The sequence below is a fragment of the Desulfofundulus thermobenzoicus genome (genome assembly GCF_009428905.1).
In the GTDB taxonomy this organism is placed as follows: domain Bacteria; phylum Bacillota; class Desulfotomaculia; order Desulfotomaculales; family Desulfovirgulaceae; genus Desulfofundulus_A; species Desulfofundulus_A thermobenzoicus.
Window position 1 is genome coordinate 12,816 of sequence record NZ_WHYR01000049.1, and the last position, 16,973, is coordinate 29,788.

The following is a 16,973-nucleotide window of genomic DNA, read 5'->3' on the forward strand; positions in this document are numbered from 1 at the left end:
GAGGGTCTTATTGGCTGGGGATATGCCGCTCTTGTGGGCAGCAGGCCTGTCCGCAAGTACGACAGTTGCCATGCTGTCGTACACAAAACTAAAACCCGGCTGCCCACAAGAGCTTGGATAACTCTTGCGAGTTATCCACATATCCCCAGCCACGACTACGAGTAACCATGACCATCATGACTACCATGTTATTCCTGAATACCAGTTTAATAGCGGGACTAAACATTGTCCAGCAACGGGTATAGCCTCTTTCGGGAGAGATTTCCCTTACGGGTTAAACCGGTGGATGGAGTTTATCGCGTTGCCGGTTGCAAAAGACAAAAAGACAGGAGGTGAAGGGGTTCAGCTGGAACCTTTCCCTGACCAGCACGGCCAATCCGTCAATGGATTTGCGTAAATCGGTAGGGCTGCAGGCAAGATAGACCCTGTCAATCCCGGCTTCGTTCAGCATATCCCGGCCAGAATCCGTACCACGTCGGAGAGCAGTATGGGATTAAAGCCCGCTTTTACTTCTATGGTTGCTTGACCTAACCTGATAAGTAGGGAGTCCCCCTGAGCGCTGTCAGGGTTTTGCTTATCTATTTCCATGGTCAGCCACTGGGATGGGGCCGTGGCAGGTGCTGAAGCATTATTTTTATATTTTCGCAGCCAGTAGAATAGTTGGTGGGGTTTCAAATCATGGGCCGCACACCATGCTGATGCGGTCTGCCCGCTGGCTTTAAAAGCTGCCACCCGTTCCTCCCATGTTTTTCTTAATTCTTCCTTTGTCATGGCAATAACCTCCTCTGTTTTATTTCTGAGGAAGATTATTGCATGTTTAATAGGGGGTCACAAGGTGGGTGCTATTTGACGCTTACAAAGAGAAGGATGTTGTCCTTCACCCAGGGGCCGATGCGCATGGTCTTGATGTCGGCGGTCTTGCCGGAATAGATGGCAATGCTCTTCGTGTTGCCGGTGATCTCGGTGGCGGCGTGTATCTTGAGCTCGGCCTTGCCCCTCGCTCCCGGGAACTGTTCGGCTAATTTATCGTGCAGCCTGATGACCGTGCCGTCTGCTACGATCAGGTCCTTAAACCCCTTCAGTTTATCTGAAAGCGTAAGGCTGACGTGGCTTGCCAGATCCGCTATGCCGTGCGCCAGACACTCTTTGAGAAAGGCGATGAGCCTATTATTGAAGCGGTCATAAAAAGAGGATGGGACGAGTGTTTCAGCCGATGCCGTCTCAAAGGCCCTTCTTAGGGAGGCAAGTGTGCGCTGCACCCCGACTCCAAAGCCGAGTACGACAACCCAGAAAAAGGTGACCGGGTCGATCTTCCGGTTGCGCTGGACATACCCGACTCTGGCGGCTGTTTCTCTCAGCCAGTCCGGAGAGAACATCTTGTTTAGAACGTTTTCGATCTCGTAAGGATTGATTTTACCGGGAATTATAGCCAATGTGGAACCTCCTCATGAGCATTATTTGGAGAAGAATTCCACAAAGGGAGGGACCCATTCCTTCTTTATTAAAGAGCATTGTCAGCAATTTTCGTTATTTATTTTCCAGGGGCAAAGTGCCATCTCTGGTTGTTAATGGGATATTCGGGGCTTAACCGAACACCAATGGGATCAGTTTTAGTATAGCGTTCGCACCTGAAAGGCTCCCGGTTGCTTCGGCCGGGGGCCTTTTGTTTACAAAGTATATTCTATTGAGGCTCCTGGCATGGTGACTTCTATTCATGTTTCAAATACGGTAAGGAACTGCGCTTCATCTGACGCGTTTCAGACAAGGGGCTTAACTCTTTAATCTATATTTCCGGAGTTTTCTCATAAGGGTGGTTCTGTGTATTCCCAGGGCCTGGGCTGCCTTTTCCATGTTATTCCCGTATTGTTTCAATGTTTTTAGCAAAATATCTTTTTCAAAATCAGCGACGATATTTGTAAGGTCCAGGTTTTGCATGGCCACCGATCTCTTAGATCCGTTATTAAGGAAATTGTAGGGACCTTTTAGAGATAGTTCATCAAATATATGTTCACTGGTTATTTCCTGGTCTGGATAAAGAACAACCAGGCGTTCAATGAGATTTTGCAGTTCCCTGATATTGCCTGGCCATTCGTAACCCATTAGAGTTTCCAGAGCACCGGGAGTTAGCTGTTTTTGTACTCTGTATCGCTGACAGTAATAGGTTAAGAAATGTTGAAGCAGGGCACAGATATCTTCCGGGCGTTCACGCAAAGGAGGAATATAAATTGGCATTACATTCAAGCGGTAGAAAAGATCTTCTCTGAATTTTTCCTCTTTAACCATTTCAGGCAAATTGCGGTTGGTTGCGGCTATAAAACGCACGTCCACCTGTTCGGTAATTACGCTGCCCAGGGGGAGTACCTCCTTTTCCTGAAGTAACCGGAGTAATTTTGCCTGACTTCCCAGGGGAACTTCCCCAATTTCATCTAGAAAGAGGGTTCCTCCATCGGCAGCCTGAACCAGTCCCCTTTTACCTTCCTTCGATGCCCCTGTAAATGCTCCGCACCGGTAACCAAACAGCTCCGATTCAAACAGTTCTTCGGGGATGGAGGCTATATTCACTTTTATAAAAGAGCTTGTCCGGCGGTTGCTGTTCAGGTGGATTATTTTAGCCACTACTTCTTTACCCACCCCGGATTCACCCATAATTAAAACTGTGGAATCCAGTGCGGCGGCCCGAATGGCCCTGACCAGTACCTGCTGCATGGCCTGACTTGCGGCAACCATTCCGTGCAACTCCGGAATAGCATTATTAATTGAATTTATTCTTTGAGAAGGTTGGGCAGTATAACCCAGAGGGAAGACAGTAGTGGCAATCATTACTATATTACCATCTTTATCAAAGATTGGGTTTCCGGTAACAATTATTTTTTTTCCGGATCGCAAAACTTTTTGTTCAATTGTTACCCTTGTTTTATATTTCAGCACAAGCAATGAAACCGATCTGTCAAAATAACCATCATCTTCCAATTCCTTCATATGGCGCCCCTTAACTTCTTCTTCCAGTATATTGGTCAGTTCCTGATAGTGTTTGTCAATACCCATAGTAATGGCATTACCGTCAGTTAAATAAATACCTGAGCATTGAGAATAAGATGTATCAATATTCTGATTTAAAACCAAGCCATTATTCAAGGGGATTTTTGCCAGTAAATTATTCATCCTACTCATCCCCCTCCCAAACTTAAACAATTATTGGTTTCATGCCAATATTAGGTCTCGTGAAAAAAGGCACTAAATATCTGCCGTTTAAACTTATTCTATACCAGCTATAGAAGCAGATCAAGCAAAAGAAATGTTATTTCAATAATGACATATAATGGTAAATATCGTGCAAATTTGCACATGTGCTGTAATGTTGCACAATTACCTTTATTTCTGGTTTTTCAGAACCTTTAATCCTTGTCGAGTGTGTTTTTGCACTTAGAGTACAGTTGATAAAAAGGGCAAAACCCCATTATGACGAGACTAGGAAAATCAAATCATTGGCACGGTTATTGCTCTTTCCATGATAGAAAATTCTCCTGAGGGGGTTGCAACATGGCATTGAAAACTGCTGAAGAGTATGTGGAAAGTTTGCGCAAGCTGGACATGAAAATCTGGATGTTCGGGGAGAAGGTGGAAAATTATGTTGATAATCCGATTATCAGGCCCTCAATAAACTCGGTGGCCAAAATTCACGAACTTGCCGGGGATGAGCGTTACAGTGATTTAATGACAACAAAATCCAGTCTAACGGGAGAAGTGATTAACCGCTTCACCCACCTGCATCAAAGTACCGACGATTTGGTGCGCAAAGTGCAGATGCTGCGTTTGATGGGTCAAAAAACCGCTTGCTGTTTCCAGCGTTGCGTGGGTATGGATGCCATCAATGCCATTGACAGTGTTACATTTGAAATAGATCAGAAAAAAGGCACAAACTATCACGAACGTTTCCGGCGTTATGTGAGGTATGTGCAGGAAAACGATCTGGTTGTGGATGGAGCCATGACCGATCCCAAAGGCGATCGCTCTCTCCGCCCCAGCCAGCAACCGGATCCCGATATGTATGTGCATGTGGTAAAGCAAAACGCCGATGGTATTATTGTCCGGGGGGCAAAAGCCCATCAGACCGGAGCCATAAATTCCCAGGAAATATGCATTATGCCTACCATTACTATGACCGAGGAAGATAAGGATTACGCGGTCTCATTTGCCCTTCCCAGTGACGCGCCGGGTATCTTTTACATTTATGGCAGACAGTCCTGTGACACAAGAAAACTGGAAGGCTCGCAGATTGATGTCGGCAATGCCCGTTATGGCGGACAGGAAGCTCTCATTATTTTTGAAGATGTTTTTGTACCCTGGGAAAGGGTTTTCATGTGTCGGGAATACGAATTTTCCGGAATGCTGGTGGAGCGTTTCGCCGGCTATCACCGCCAGAGTTATGGTGGATGCAAAGTAGGTGTGGGTGATGTGTTGATCGGCGCCGCGGCCGAAATTGCCCGCTATAATGGGGTAGCCAAAGCATCCCATATTAAAGACAAAATTATCGAAATGATTCATCTTAATGAAACCCTTTACTGTTGTGGCATTGCCTGCTCATCTCAAGGGCACCGTACCGCATCGGGGACCTATTTGATTGACCTACTGCTGGCAAACGTGTGCAAACAAAATGTAACCCGTTTTCCCTATGAGATTGCCAGGTTGGCCGAAGACATTGCGGGTGGTCTTATGGTGACCATGCCTTCGGAAAAGGACTTCAGACATCCGGAAATTGGCCCTTACATTGAAAAATACTTAAAAGGCGTAGCTTCCGTGCCAACGGAACATCGTATGCGTATGCTGCGGTTAATTGAAAATCTTACCCTGGGTTGTGCAGCGGTAGGCTACCGGACGGAATCCATGCATGGCGCCGGTTCTCCCCAAGCACAACGGATCATGATTTCCCGTCAGGCGAACCTGGATCACAAGCGTAAACTGGCCCGGGTTATCGCTGGCATCGAAAAGGAGGATTAAAGGGGATTGTTGCTGGCGGTAGCTTACTGCGGCGGTTGTAATCCCGTTATTAACCGGGAAGAACTGGTAAAGTATCTCGAACGGGAGATGGGTCAACCCATCTATTCGATTGTCAAAATGAAATTTAAGGTCGATGTGTTGATCTTAATGAACGGTTGCACGAGGGGTTGCCTGATAAAAAAATATGAGAATGAATGGAAGGGAAAGATGGTTATTGTAGCCGGTCATACAATTGATTTTCAGATGGTAAACGGTGATGGAATGAAAGAATGTTTATTAGCGAGGGTGAAGGAAATTGCAAAACTGGCAGAAAATTTATCATGATAGGCTGAGAACACCGGAAGAGGCTGTTAAGGCCATTAAGTCGGGAGACAGGGTTGTAATTGCCCATGCCTGTGGTGAGGCACAGGTACTCTCTAAAGCAATGGTAGCCAGGGCAAATGAGCTGCAAAATGTGGAAATAGTGCATATGGTGGCCATGGGTAAGGCGGAGTACTGTCTTCCAGAGATGGCCGGACACTTTCGCCATAATTCCCTGTTTGTTGGAGCAACAACCCGTCAGGCAGTAAACGAAGGTAGGGCTGATTATACCCCTTGCTTTTTCTCTGAAATACCACGGCTCTTTAAAAAAGGGTACTTGCCCGTAGACGTGGCTATTGTTCAGGTATCGCCGCCAGATAGGTTTGGGTTCTGTAGTTTGGGCATATCGGTGGATTATACAAAACCGGCAGCCGAATGCGCCGGGGTTGTTATTGCACAGGTCAATAAGAACATGCCCCGTACCATGGGGGATTCCTTTATGCATGTTTCCCAGTTTGACTCTATTGTGGAATATGATGAACCATTAATTGAGCTGCCTAAAGCCAAAATTACGGAGGTGGAGGCAAGAATAGGGGAGTACGTGGTGCAACTGGTTGAAGACGAAGCGACCCTTCAACTGGGCATTGGCGCCATCCCCGATGCTGTGATGCTTTTTCTCAAGGGTAAAAAGGATTTGGGCATTCATACCGAAATGTTTTCTGACGGTGTCGTTGAATTATATGAAGATGGAGTTATAACCTGCCAGGCAAAAACCATTCATAGGGGAAAAATGGTTGCTACATTTTTAATGGGGACGAAAAAACTATACGACTTTGTGAATGATAATCCCATTGTTGAAATGTTTCCTGTAGATTATGTGAACGATCCTTATATAATTAGTCAAAATAAAAAGATGACTGCCATAAACTCGGCACTGCAGGTTGACCTGCTTGGTCAGGTCTGCGCCGATACCCTGGGTACGAAGCAATATAGCGGGGTGGGGGGACAGGTTGATTTTGTTCGCGGGGCGGCCCGCTCTGATGGAGGAAAGTCAATCATTGCCTTGCCATCAACGGCCGGGAAGGGGAAATTCTCACGGATTGTGGCCGAACTGGATAAGGGCGCTGCGGTAACCACATCCCGCAATGAGGTGCATTATGTGGTAACGGAATATGGTATAGCCGATTTAAGAGGGAAAACATTAAGACAGCGGGCAAAGGAATTAATCTCCATTGCCCACCCCGATTTTCGTGAAAAACTATTGTTTGAAGCAAAGTCCAGAAATCTGGTATAAGCCACATGCCCGGCAATTTAAATAATGAAATGGGGGAATTATATGTCCTTGCTGCAAAGAGAACATGGGCAGGAGCAGCCATTTATACCGGCGGGTCCCTTTAAAATCCGCTTCCCGTTTATCCATTACCGGTTTGAATGGGCGGATTATGCGCAGGGTTTAGTAATGTGCGCCGTATGTTTGGGGATTATCCCGTTGCTCCAGGAAGTACTGGGCATGCCCTTTGAAGTGGCCATAACCATTGTTATTTTGAACGGCTTCCTTTACTGCTGGCACGCCCATTTAGGGGACCCGGTGGTGCCGGGATGGATTACACCGGCCATTCCGTTGCTGGTGGCTTACGTTAAAGCTTTCCCCGAAGGTGTGCCCCGGATGCATGCGTTGATCTCCTTTGAATTGACCCTGGGAATCTTTGCCTTTGTCCTCGGCGTTACCGGAATGGCCAAGCGTTTCGTCGATGCCATACCAAATGCCATAAAGGCAGGCGTATTAATTGGTGCGGGGATTGCGGCCGTAACCATGATCTTTAGACCGGACGACGGGCGTTTTTGGAAGAGCCCCATCACCATTTCCATTTGCTTGGGTCTGGCTGTTTTCCTGCTTTTTTCCAATATGTACAAATCCATCAGGCACAGGCACAAGATATTGACGGTGATTTCCGATCTGGGGATAATGCCATCAATACTGGTTGCTACGATTATCGGTCCGTTGTTTGAACCGTCAGCCATCCCCTTTCCTCATTTGCAATGGGGTTTTACCGTTCCTCATGTGGTGGAACTGTTCACCCAATGGACACCCTGGTCGCCGCGCATCGGCTGGCCTTCCGTTGGAATGTTTCTGTCGGCAATACCCCTTGTGGTGGCCGTATATATAGTCCTGTTCGGCGAACTGATCCAGGCACAGGCCTTAATTGAGGAAAGTTCCCATTTTCGGCCGGATGAGAAGGTCGACTTTAACCCCAACCGCAATAACATTATAGTTGGTTTAAGAAATATGATTATGTCTACCTTTGGTCCGGATATCTCCATGTGTGGTCCAATGTGGGCAGCCATGCAGGTTGTGGAAACAGACCGCTATAAACATGGACGCGAAGCCATGGATAGTTTGATTGGGGGTGTCGCCAGCTTCCGTCTGGGTACATTTACCGGCTACTGGCTATCTCCCATTGTAACCTTTGTAAAACCCATACTCAATACGGCGCTGAGCTTGACTTTGCTTATACAGGGATTTGTGGCCGTAAGAATTGGGGTATTAAAGGCACGCAGTTATAATGATCTTGGCATTGCAGGAATAGTTGCCGGGGTTCTGGCGGTAAAAGGTGCGGCGTGGGCATTTGGTGTGGGGATTATTATGTGCCTGTTAATCTACGGAAGAAACTTCTTTGCTGAGCAGCCTGTAAAGGCCAGTGAACAGGTTCCTCCACATAATATCTACTGTGATTAATTTTTGCCCTGGCGGGTGGATCAGCGATGGTTTACCCGCCATTGCCTTCAAACAAATTGAATGGGGGAGAATATTTGATCTGCAGAGGCCCTTTCATATGTTAAGTGTTGACGGAAAATTTAATTTGGTTTGATAACAACCGCAGTCCATGATTTATATGTCACATTTCCAATAATATGAATCATTTCAGATTGTACTTGCGCAATTTTCGCAGCAGGGTTGTCCGGTGAATTCCTAAAATATGTGCGGCCTTTTCCAGGTTATTGCCCTGCTGCCTGATTATCTGCTCAATAAGGGTTTGTTCAAAACTGCCAACGGCCCGGGTCAGGTTAAATGTCTTTTCAATTGTATCGTTATTGTTGTTGCTGGTATCGTTGCTATTGGGCAGCTTGAAAAATAATTCGTCAAGGACATGTTTACCGGTTATTTCCCGCTGCGGGTAAAGGACGATAAGCCGTTCAATTAAATTTTCTAATTCCCGAATATTGCCGGGCCAGTGATAGGAAACCAGGACTTCAAGGGCGGCAGGGGTAAGGTGCTTCGTTATTCTATAGCGCTCACCGAAGTGCTTTAGAAATTGATGGGTCAGGGCGCAGATGTCCTCCGGTCGTTCCCGTAGCGGGGGAATATAAATGGGCATTACGTTTAAGCGATAGAAAAGATCTTCCCGGAATTTTCCTTCCTGGACTAACTGGGACAGATCGCGGTTGGTGGCGGCGATAAAACGCACATCCACTTCTTCAGTATTTATGCTGCCCAGGGGTAAAACCTCCTTCTCCTGCAACAGGCGAAGCAATTTGGCCTGGGCGCCGGGCGGGAGTTCCCCGATTTCATCCAGAAAAAGTGTTCCGCCATTGGCGGCCTGAACCAGACCGGTTTTGCCGCTCCTCAACGCCCCTGTAAAGGCGCCGGAATGGTATCCGAATAATTCCGATTCAAATAGTTCCTGGGGGATTGAAGCCATATTCACTTTGATAAAGGGTTTCTGCCGGCGGGGGCTTTGTAAATGGATTAATCTGGCCAGTATTTCTTTGCCCACCCCCGATTCGCCCAGGAGCAGTACCGTGGAATCCATGACGGCAGCCCTTACTGCCCGTGCCAATACCTGCTGCATGATCTCGCTTGCGGCCACCAACCCCTGAAGGTTTGCGCCAACTGGCGGCTTTTCCTCTGATTCCCCATAATCAATTTCATTCGCATCCTCCGGCGGTGCGGAAACGGTGGTAATGATCATGGCAATTTTACCGCCGCCATCAAAGATGGGATTCCCGGAGGCGATTACCTTTGTGTTTGAGCGGATTATATTTTGTTCAATGATTATCCCCGTTCTGTATTTGAGAACCAGCAGGGAAGCTGACTGATCAAAAAATCCACCGTTCACCAGTTCCTGCATGTGACGACCCTTAACTTCTTCTTCCTTGATTCCCGTTAACTTTTGATATTGATGGTTGATTCCGAGGGTGTAGCCATCGCCGTTAGTTAAATAAATACCCATATTCGCCACGTCTTCGGTTAAACCCTTAATCCATGGTTCAATCATAACCGGTCATTCCTCCTTTAGATTAAACCATGAAAGAATCCGGTGAATGTCACTATAATAAAGTGGTTAATTGGCGGGAGGGGGCTATAAATATTAGTAAGTGAAAAAATGTACAATTATATTTTAAACTTATGTAGCGGAAAAAGCAAGTGACAAAGGGTTTTTCCTGCTGTTTAGAAATGGGAATAATTCAGAGAGGATCCCTTCAAAAAGGAGGAAAAAATATAGATAAAGTTCTAAATTATTACGCAAGACCCTGGATCGTTATTCTGTTAAGATACAAGTTAAAAAATCGGTAAGTTTTCATTGAAACCGGTGGTTAATATAAAGGTACGGCGTTGTTCAGAGTGAACGAAATTATTGAGCATAGGATTAAGCGGGACAACGCCGCGCCTGTACCGGTTTTGCTGAATAGTTAAAAAAATCGATTAAGTAACGCGTAGATATAAACAGTGACAATTGTTCTGTAATTGAAAATTATGAAAGATCTTCGCCCGGGTTGTGCAATTTTGCACAACTCTTTGTTCTTAAATGCATTATTTCCCCAGTAGTTATCTTTTCTCGGGTTAAACTGAAATCCGGCCCATTTTTCCTCTGTCATTTTAGTTTAATCCTGCACATCGCTACAGGCAACGGCAACCGCTGTTCCTATAATATCAACCATTGGAACGATCACGTTTCCTGGCATGAACATTGCTCCTTAGTAAGTGCAAAGTTGCAAGGTGGATAACAGTGGTTAAACGGTTATCGCCGGGCGGGCCGGTGTTCGGATGGCATAGTCCTGTAACCTTGCATCTACGGAAAAGGAAAAGGGGGGGTATGATTATGGATTTTCGCTTGACGGAAGAACAGGAGTTGTTGCGTTCAACGGTAAGGGAATTTGCCCAGACACAACTGGAACCCATTGCCGCAGACCTTGACGAAACCGGGCGTTACCCGGCGGAGATTATTCAGCAAATGGCCCGGCTGGACTGGTTGGGCATTCCCTATCCCGAGGAATACGGGGGAGCCGGGGCCGATTATCTTAGCTATGTAATCGCGGTGGAGGAGATTTCCCGTTCCTGTGCCTCTACGGGAATCATCCTTTCGGCCCATACCTCCCTGGCCTGTGCGCCCATTTATCAGCATGGGAGCGAAGAACAAAAGAGAAAGTTTCTGGTGCCCCTTTGCAAAGGGGAGAAACTGGGGGCCTTTTGCCTGACCGAACCGGGAGCCGGCACCGATGCGGCTGCCGCTACCACCACTGCGGTGCTGGACGGGGACGAATATGTTTTGAACGGCAACAAGATTTTTATTACTAACGGTCCGGTGGCGGATATTTACATTGTTTTTGCCATGACCGATAAGTCCAAAGGCCACCGGGGTATGAGTGCCTTTATCGTGCCCAGGGAAACGTCCGGATTGAAAGTGGGCACACATGAAAATAAGATGGGTATCCGGGCCTCCCAGACATCGGAAATAACCCTGCGCAATTGCCGCGTTCCCAAAGAAAACCTGCTGGGGCAGGAAGGGAAGGGCTTTAAAATTGCCATGCAAACCCTGGACGGTGGCCGTATAGGTGTGGCGGCCCAGGCCCTGGGGATTGCCCAGGCTGCCCTGGACGAGTCAGTAAGATATTCCAGGGAAAGGGTGCAGTTTGGCAAGCCCATCTGTGCCAACCAGGCCATTCAGTGGATGATAGCCGATATGGCCACCGACGTAGAAGCGGCCCGGTTTTTGGTTTACCACGCCGCCTGGTGCAAGGACCAGGGGTTGTCCTATACCAGGGAGGCGGCCATGGCCAAACTGTTTGCGGCGGAAACGGCCATGCGCCATACGGTGAAAGCCGTTCAAATACACGGGGGCTATGGTTACATTAAAGGGTACAAGGTTGAACGATTGATGCGTGATGCCAAAATAACGGAGATCTATGAAGGGACCTCGGAAGTACAGCGTATGGTTATTTCTGCCAATGTGCTTAAGGAAAAGGCTAGTTGCTAAAAAGCAAAGGGGAGTCGTCAAATGCCGGAAATTTTGGTGTGTTACAAATGGGTGGTGGACGAAGGAGATATCAGGGTGGCAGCCGGTTCTAAAGAACTGATACTGGATCGGGTGAGTTATAAAATCAGCGATTATGATCGCAACGCCATTGAAGAAGCGGTGCGTTTGCAGGAAAAACACGGCGGCAGTGTTACCGCCATAACCGTGGGCCCCCCGACGGCCAAAGCGGGTTTAAAGGATGCCCTGTCCCGGGGGCCGGAAAAGGCTTATTTTATCAGCGATTCCGCCTTTACCGACCTGGAACCGTCCCAAACTGCCGCCGTGTTGGCGGCAGTGATCAAAGATCGCCTGGCATTCGATCTGATCATCTGCGCCGAAGGTTCCAGTGATCTTTACGCCCAGCAGGTGGGGCCGCGCCTGGCCGAGTTGTTGAATATCCCCTGCGCCACCTACGTTAATAAATTAACTTTTGAAAGCAACCGGTTTATCGTAGAACGCAAGCTGGATGACGGCATTGAAGTGCTGACCATCAATCCGCCGGCGCTGGTGACCGTGCTTCCCGACATCAATACTCCCCGGTTGCCCGGTTTGAAGCAGGTGCTGGCAGCGGGCAAAAAACCGGTGGTTAAGCTGGGCTTGGACGACTTGGGGCAGGAATATGAGGTCCGGCTGAAAACCCTGAGTGTTGAAGCGGCTACCATGGAACGGCGTAGAGAGAAATTTGAAGCGAGCGATGCGGATATCCACCGCTTTGTCGAGGCTCTAATAAAAGAAGGAGTTATTGCTTAAAGGGAGTGTTTTCAATGGCCGGAGTTTGGGTGTTTGCTGAAAAAAGTGAGCAGGTGCTGGAGTTATTGAATGCCGGCCGGCGCCTGGCCGATGAACTGAAGACAACCCTTACCGCCTTTGCTTTGCAGGATAGGGCGCAGGCGGAAAAATATATTGCTCACGGTGCCGACGAGGTTTTTCTCCTGCAGTCCCTGGCCGGGGACCAGCCGCTGGAAGACTATGTGCCCGTTATCGCCGGGGCGGCCCGCCAGAAGGAACCGGATATCTTTTTGCTCAGCGCCACCCCGCGGGGCAGGGATATGGCCGCCCGGATAGCGGCCCGGTTGGAAACCGGTTTGTGTAGCGGATGCACGTCCCTGCGCCTGGATGAAAACAAAAGACTGATCATGGAACGGATGATGTTTGGCGGCGCGGCAGTTCAAACCACGGTTTGTTTGACCCGCCCCCGGATGGCCACCATACCGCCGCGTACCTTTGAACCGGCACCGGCGCAGGCAAACAGGACGGGGGGAATACACGAGTTGCCCGCCCCGGGCCCCGGGGCGGTAAAGGTGGTGGAGAGAAGGCCCCGGGCCAGGGAGACTGTTGATATCACCGAAGCCAAAGTGATCGTGGCCGTCGGTCGCGGTGTGGAAAAACAGGAGGATATCGGTTTGGCCCGGGATCTGGCTGCAGTCATCGGCGGTGAGGTTGGCTGTACCAGGCCGGTGGCCGAAGAGCTGCACTGGCTGCCGGAGGACCGTTACCTGGGCATTTCGGGACAAAAGGTAAAACCGGATCTGTATATCGGCCTGGGAGTTTCCGGGCAGATCCAGCATATCAGCGGTATTCGCGATGCCAAAGTTATTTGTGCCGTAAACCGGGACGAAAACGCCCCCATTTTTGAGGCCGCCGATTACGGTATTGTGGGGGATTTGTATGAGGTTGTGCCCAAACTGATTGCCGAACTGCGCAAGGAGCTAAAAAATTAAATAACGTGGTGGGACCATGGGTGAAGATAAATTTACAGCCATTGTAATCGGTGCCGGTCCGGCGGGGAGCACAGCCGCCTATTTGCTGGCCAGGGAAGGCCTGGATGTGCTTCTGATTGAAAAAGGAGATACGCCGGGCGGTAAAAACATGTTTGGCGGACGCATGTACAGCCACGCCTTGAACCGAATTATTCCCAACTTTTGGGAAGAAGCGCCGGTTCAAAGGCCGGTGGTGCGGGAAGTTATTACTTTTCTGACGGAAGACCGGAGCCTTTCCTTTGTGTGCCAGGATGAGAGCTGGAATCGGTCCCCCTATCACTCCTTTACCTTGCTGCGGGCGGAGTTTGATGCCTGGCTGGCCTCAAAAGCCGAAGAGGCCGGGGCGGAACTGGCCTGCGGTATCCGGGTGGACGACCTGGTCATGGAGAAGGGACGGGTGGTGGGTGTCCGGGCGGGAGAAGATGAACTGCTGGCGGATGTGGTCATTGCGGCCGATGGCGTCAATTCCCTGATGGCTCAGAAGGCCGGTTTGCGGAAGGAACTGGAGCCTCATCAGGTGGCCACCGGGGTGAAAGAGGTCATTGAGCTGCCGGCAGAAGTAATCAGCCAGCGTTTCCAGGTGGCGGACAACGGTGGAACGGCCCAGCTTTTTGTGGGCAGCTGCACCTGTGGGATGCAGGGAGGCGGCTTCCTTTACACGAACAAAAACAGCATCTCCCTGGGTCTGGTGGTGAGCGCGTCGGAACTGCAGCAAAACCCCTACCGGCCGGTGGACCTGATGGAAGATTTCAAGGCTCATCCCCATATCGCCCCTCTGATTGAAGGGGGAGAAGTGGTGGAGTATTCCGCCCACCTGGTGCCGGAAGCGGGGTTGGAAATGGTGCCCGGACTTTACGGCGATGGCATTGTTGTTGTGGGGGATGCAGCCGGCTTTGTTCTTAACCTGGGCTACCAGGTCCGGGGAATGGACCTGGCCATCGCCTCGGGGGAGGCTGCCGCCCGGGCAGTGAAGGAAGCCAGGGCCAAAAACGATTTTTCCAGGCAATCTCTGGCCGTCTATCAGGAGTATTTAAAACGTGACTTTGTTTTCAAAGATCTGGAGGCTTACCGTAAAGCACCGGCCTTTTTAAAAAACAAGCGTCTTTACACAATCTATCCGCAACTGGCCACGGGTTTGTTCAGCAGGGTTTTCAGTGTGAATGGTACGATGCCGGTGCACCTATTGCATATAGTTTTGCATCAACTCAAGCAAAACCAGGTTGGCTGGCTGCAACTGGCCGGTGATGCCTGGAAAGGAGGGCGATCCCTCTGAAACGGTTAAGCATTGAGCAGTTACTGGGAATAAATAAATTTATTGTTGACGAGGAAGCAGCTCATATTGTGTTAAACAAGGAGATCTGTGCTGTCTGTGCCGGCAAGCCCTGCACCGTGGCCTGCCCCGCCGGTCTGTATACTTTAAAGGATGGAAAAATAAGCTTTGATTATGCCGGTTGTCTGGAATGCGGGACCTGCCGGGTAATCTGTCCCCAGGCTGGGGCCATAAACTGGCAATATCCGCGGGGCGGGTTTGGGATAAATTACCGATACGGCTAAAATGCCAATGGCGGCTCCATGGCCGTGAATGGCTGGCTTTTTGTACAGGTCTCTTCCGGGAAGGTGAAAGATTTTGAACAAGTGGCTGGAGCAATATCACAGCAAACTGACCTCTGCCGGGGAAGCCGTGAAGACTATAGAGTCCGGAGACAGGGTGGTTCTGGGCCTGGCCTGTGGTCTGCCCCGGGCTTTGACCAGGGCCCTGGCGGATAGGGCTCATAAACTGAAGGATGTGGAAGTGCTACATCTGGTTTCCATAGAGGAGGGGTGTTATTGTCTGCCTGAAATGGCCGGGCACATTCGTCACAACTCCCTATTTGTCGGTCCAGCCACCCGCTGTGCCGTGAATGAAGGGCGCGCGGATTACACCCCCTGTCTTTTTTCCGAAGTGCCACGTCTCTTTAAAGAAGGGTATCTTCCGGTGGATGTGGCTATGATCCAGGTTTCACCTCCGGATAATTTCGGGTACTGCAGTCTGGGCATTTCGGTGGACTGCACCAGGGCGGCAGCCGAGTGTGCCAGGAAAGTGATTGCCCAGGTGAACAGAAATATGCCCCGTACCATGGGCGATTCCTTCATGCATGTCTCCCGGTTCCATTATATTGTGGAATTTGATGAGCCGCTCATCGAGTTGCCCAGGCCGCACATAACGGAAGTGGAAGAGCAGATCGGCCGCTATGTGGCGGAACTGGTGGAGGACAGGGCGACCCTTCAGCTGGGAATTGGCGCCATCCCGGACGCCATTATCCGCTTCTTAAAAGATAAGCGTGACCTGGGCATTCATACGGAGATGTTTTCCGATGGCGTGGTTGAGCTCTACGAAGAAGGGATAGTGACCTGTGAGGCCAAAAGTTTGCATAAGGGCAAAATGGTGGCTACTTTTCTGATGGGTACCAAAAAGCTCTATGATTTTGTGGATGATAATCCGGTGGTGGAAATGTACCCCGTGGATTACGTGAATGATCCTTTTGTAATCAGTCAGAACAGCAAAATGGTTTCCATTAATTCCGCCCTGCAAATTGATTTGCTGGGGCAGGTTTGTGCTGAGATGCTCAGGGGCAGGCAGTACAGTGGTGTTGGGGGACAGCTGGATTATGTGCGGGGCGCGTCCCGGGCCAAGGGGGGCAAGGCGGTAATTGCCATGCCGTCAACTGCCCAAAAAGGCCAGTATTCACGAATTGTGGTTGCTCTTGAACCCGGTGTTGCGGTTACCACCACCCGTAACGATGTTCATTATGTAGTTACCGAATATGGCATTGCCAATCTCCGGGGGAAGACGGTGAAACAGCGTGCAAGGGAGTTAATCTCCATAGCTCATCCCCGCTTTCGCGACCGGTTGACCTACGATGCCCAAAAGGCAGGTTTGCTGTAGGACGGGGAGTATTCCGGTGAGTGCGGCGTTACTTAATCCGGTGACCAATCTCCGACGAGTATTTTGGAAGGAATGACCCTTAGGAACATTTGTTCCTTCCATAAACTGAGGAGTCCCCTCATGCCGTCATTGGCGGTACCAAATTAAGGATAAAAATTTAAATTTCTTTGGAGGAGGCGATTATCTTGCGGGAAGTAGTGGTGATCAGCGGCGTTCGCACGGCCATCGGGGTTTTTGGCGGCTCCTTAAAAGACATCCCGGTGGTCAGGCTGGGCAGCCTGGTGATTAAAGAAGCCCTGAAAAGGGCCGGGTTAAAACCCCGGTCGGGAGAAGAACTGCTGCGTTACGGTCCCGATGCTCTAAAAGGCCTTCCTCCGGTCGAACTGGAGAAGGCCGGTGACGACTGGGACGAAGACCTGCTGGAAGTACAGGTGGACGAAGTAATCATGGGCCACGTGCTTCAGGGCGGCAACGGCCAGAACACCGCCCGCCAGGCGGCCATATACGCCGGCATACCCAAAGAAACCTGCGCCTTTACGGTAAACAAGGTATGCGCTTCCGGGTTGAAAGCCATCGCCCTGGGCGCCCAGTCCATCATGGCCGGGGAAGCGGAAGTGGTGGTGGCCGGGGGCATGGAAAACATGAGCCAGGCACCCTACGCCCTGCCCCGGGCCCGCTGGGGCTACCGCATGG

General features: G+C 49.7%; 16 protein-coding genes. 11 read left to right on the top strand and 5 right to left on the bottom strand.

Annotation, left to right across the window (positions count from 1 at the left end; genetic code table 11):
- Positions 1 to 274: 274 nt before the first annotated feature.
- The 4 genes from tnpB to GFC01_RS14555 all read right to left on the bottom strand — a co-directional run bounded on the left by tnpB (position 275) and on the right by GFC01_RS14555 (position 3,162).
- On the bottom strand, positions 275 to 451 hold the full coding sequence (tnpB, locus tag GFC01_RS14540; RefSeq protein ID WP_152947896.1) for an IS66 family insertion sequence element accessory protein TnpB: 177 nt from the start codon (positions 449 to 451) through the stop codon (positions 275 to 277).
- On the bottom strand, positions 445 to 771 hold the full coding sequence (gene tnpA, locus GFC01_RS14545; RefSeq protein ID WP_152947897.1) for an IS66 family insertion sequence element accessory protein TnpA: 327 nt from the start codon (positions 769 to 771) through the stop codon (positions 445 to 447). Before tnpA ends, tnpB begins: the two co-directional genes overlap by 7 nt.
- A 71-nt stretch (positions 772 to 842) precedes the next feature.
- Positions 843 to 1,433 (bottom strand): hypothetical protein, encoded by a 591-nt coding sequence (locus GFC01_RS14550; RefSeq protein WP_152947898.1) that lies wholly within the window; start codon positions 1,431 to 1,433, stop codon positions 843 to 845.
- 337 nt (positions 1,434 to 1,770) lie between these two features.
- Positions 1,771 to 3,162: a sigma-54 interaction domain-containing protein gene (locus GFC01_RS14555; protein WP_194174970.1), complete on the bottom strand. Its 1,392-nt coding sequence runs from the start codon at positions 3,160 to 3,162 to the stop codon at positions 1,771 to 1,773.
- 378 nt (positions 3,163 to 3,540) lie between these two features.
- On the opposite strand from GFC01_RS14555, the gene GFC01_RS14560 reads away from it, so the two are divergent.
- The 4 genes from GFC01_RS14560 (at position 3,541) to GFC01_RS14575 (ending at position 8,035) form a co-directional block, all read left to right on the top strand.
- On the top strand, positions 3,541 to 4,998 hold the full coding sequence (locus GFC01_RS14560) for a 4-hydroxyphenylacetate 3-hydroxylase family protein (protein WP_152947900.1): 1,458 nt from the start codon (positions 3,541 to 3,543) through the stop codon (positions 4,996 to 4,998).
- Positions 4,999 to 5,004: 6 nt separating this feature from the next.
- Positions 5,005 to 5,322, top strand: a complete 318-nt coding sequence (locus GFC01_RS14565) for a hypothetical protein (RefSeq protein WP_152947901.1) — start codon at positions 5,005 to 5,007, stop codon at positions 5,320 to 5,322.
- The gene (locus tag GFC01_RS14570) at positions 5,294 to 6,592 is read left to right on the top strand and encodes an acetyl-CoA hydrolase/transferase family protein (protein ID WP_152947902.1); all 1,299 of its coding nucleotides are present in this window, start codon (positions 5,294 to 5,296) and stop codon (positions 6,590 to 6,592) included. Before GFC01_RS14565 ends, GFC01_RS14570 begins: the two co-directional genes overlap by 29 nt.
- Before the next feature lie 195 nt (positions 6,593 to 6,787).
- Complete coding sequence (locus GFC01_RS14575) at positions 6,788 to 8,035, top strand: hypothetical protein (RefSeq protein WP_243137613.1); 1,248 nt, start codon at positions 6,788 to 6,790, stop codon at positions 8,033 to 8,035.
- A gap of 181 nt (positions 8,036 to 8,216) precedes the next feature.
- Here GFC01_RS14575 and GFC01_RS14580 read toward each other — a convergent pair whose 3' ends face one another.
- Complete coding sequence (locus GFC01_RS14580) at positions 8,217 to 9,575, bottom strand: sigma-54 interaction domain-containing protein (protein WP_152947904.1); 1,359 nt, start codon at positions 9,573 to 9,575, stop codon at positions 8,217 to 8,219.
- Positions 9,576 to 10,400: 825 nt separating this feature from the next.
- On the opposite strand from GFC01_RS14580, the gene GFC01_RS14585 reads away from it, so the two are divergent.
- The 7 genes from GFC01_RS14585 to GFC01_RS14615 form a co-directional block, all read left to right on the top strand.
- Positions 10,401 to 11,555, top strand: coding sequence for an acyl-CoA dehydrogenase (locus tag GFC01_RS14585; protein ID WP_152947905.1), 1,155 nt, complete (start codon positions 10,401 to 10,403; stop codon positions 11,553 to 11,555).
- Between the two features lie 21 nt (positions 11,556 to 11,576).
- Entirely contained in the window at positions 11,577 to 12,344 is a 768-nt protein-coding gene (locus GFC01_RS14590) for an electron transfer flavoprotein subunit beta/FixA family protein (protein WP_152947906.1), read from the top strand.
- 14 nt (positions 12,345 to 12,358) lie between these two features.
- Positions 12,359 to 13,315, top strand: coding sequence for an electron transfer flavoprotein subunit alpha/FixB family protein (locus tag GFC01_RS14595; RefSeq protein ID WP_152947907.1), 957 nt, complete (start codon positions 12,359 to 12,361; stop codon positions 13,313 to 13,315).
- A 16-nt stretch (positions 13,316 to 13,331) separates the two neighbouring features.
- A complete protein-coding gene (locus tag GFC01_RS14600) occupies positions 13,332 to 14,627 on the top strand; it encodes an FAD-dependent oxidoreductase (protein ID WP_152947908.1) in 1,296 nt (431 codons plus the stop codon).
- Between the two features lie 68 nt (positions 14,628 to 14,695).
- Positions 14,696 to 14,908, top strand: a complete 213-nt coding sequence (locus GFC01_RS14605) for a ferredoxin family protein (RefSeq protein WP_341474012.1) — start codon at positions 14,696 to 14,698, stop codon at positions 14,906 to 14,908.
- A gap of 73 nt (positions 14,909 to 14,981) precedes the next feature.
- Positions 14,982 to 16,280, top strand: coding sequence for an acetyl-CoA hydrolase/transferase family protein (locus GFC01_RS14610; RefSeq protein WP_152947909.1), 1,299 nt, complete (start codon positions 14,982 to 14,984; stop codon positions 16,278 to 16,280).
- A 185-nt stretch (positions 16,281 to 16,465) separates the two neighbouring features.
- Positions 16,466 to 16,973 (top strand): thiolase family protein (locus GFC01_RS14615; RefSeq protein ID WP_279233491.1); only part of this gene is annotated, 508 nt, incomplete at its 3' end.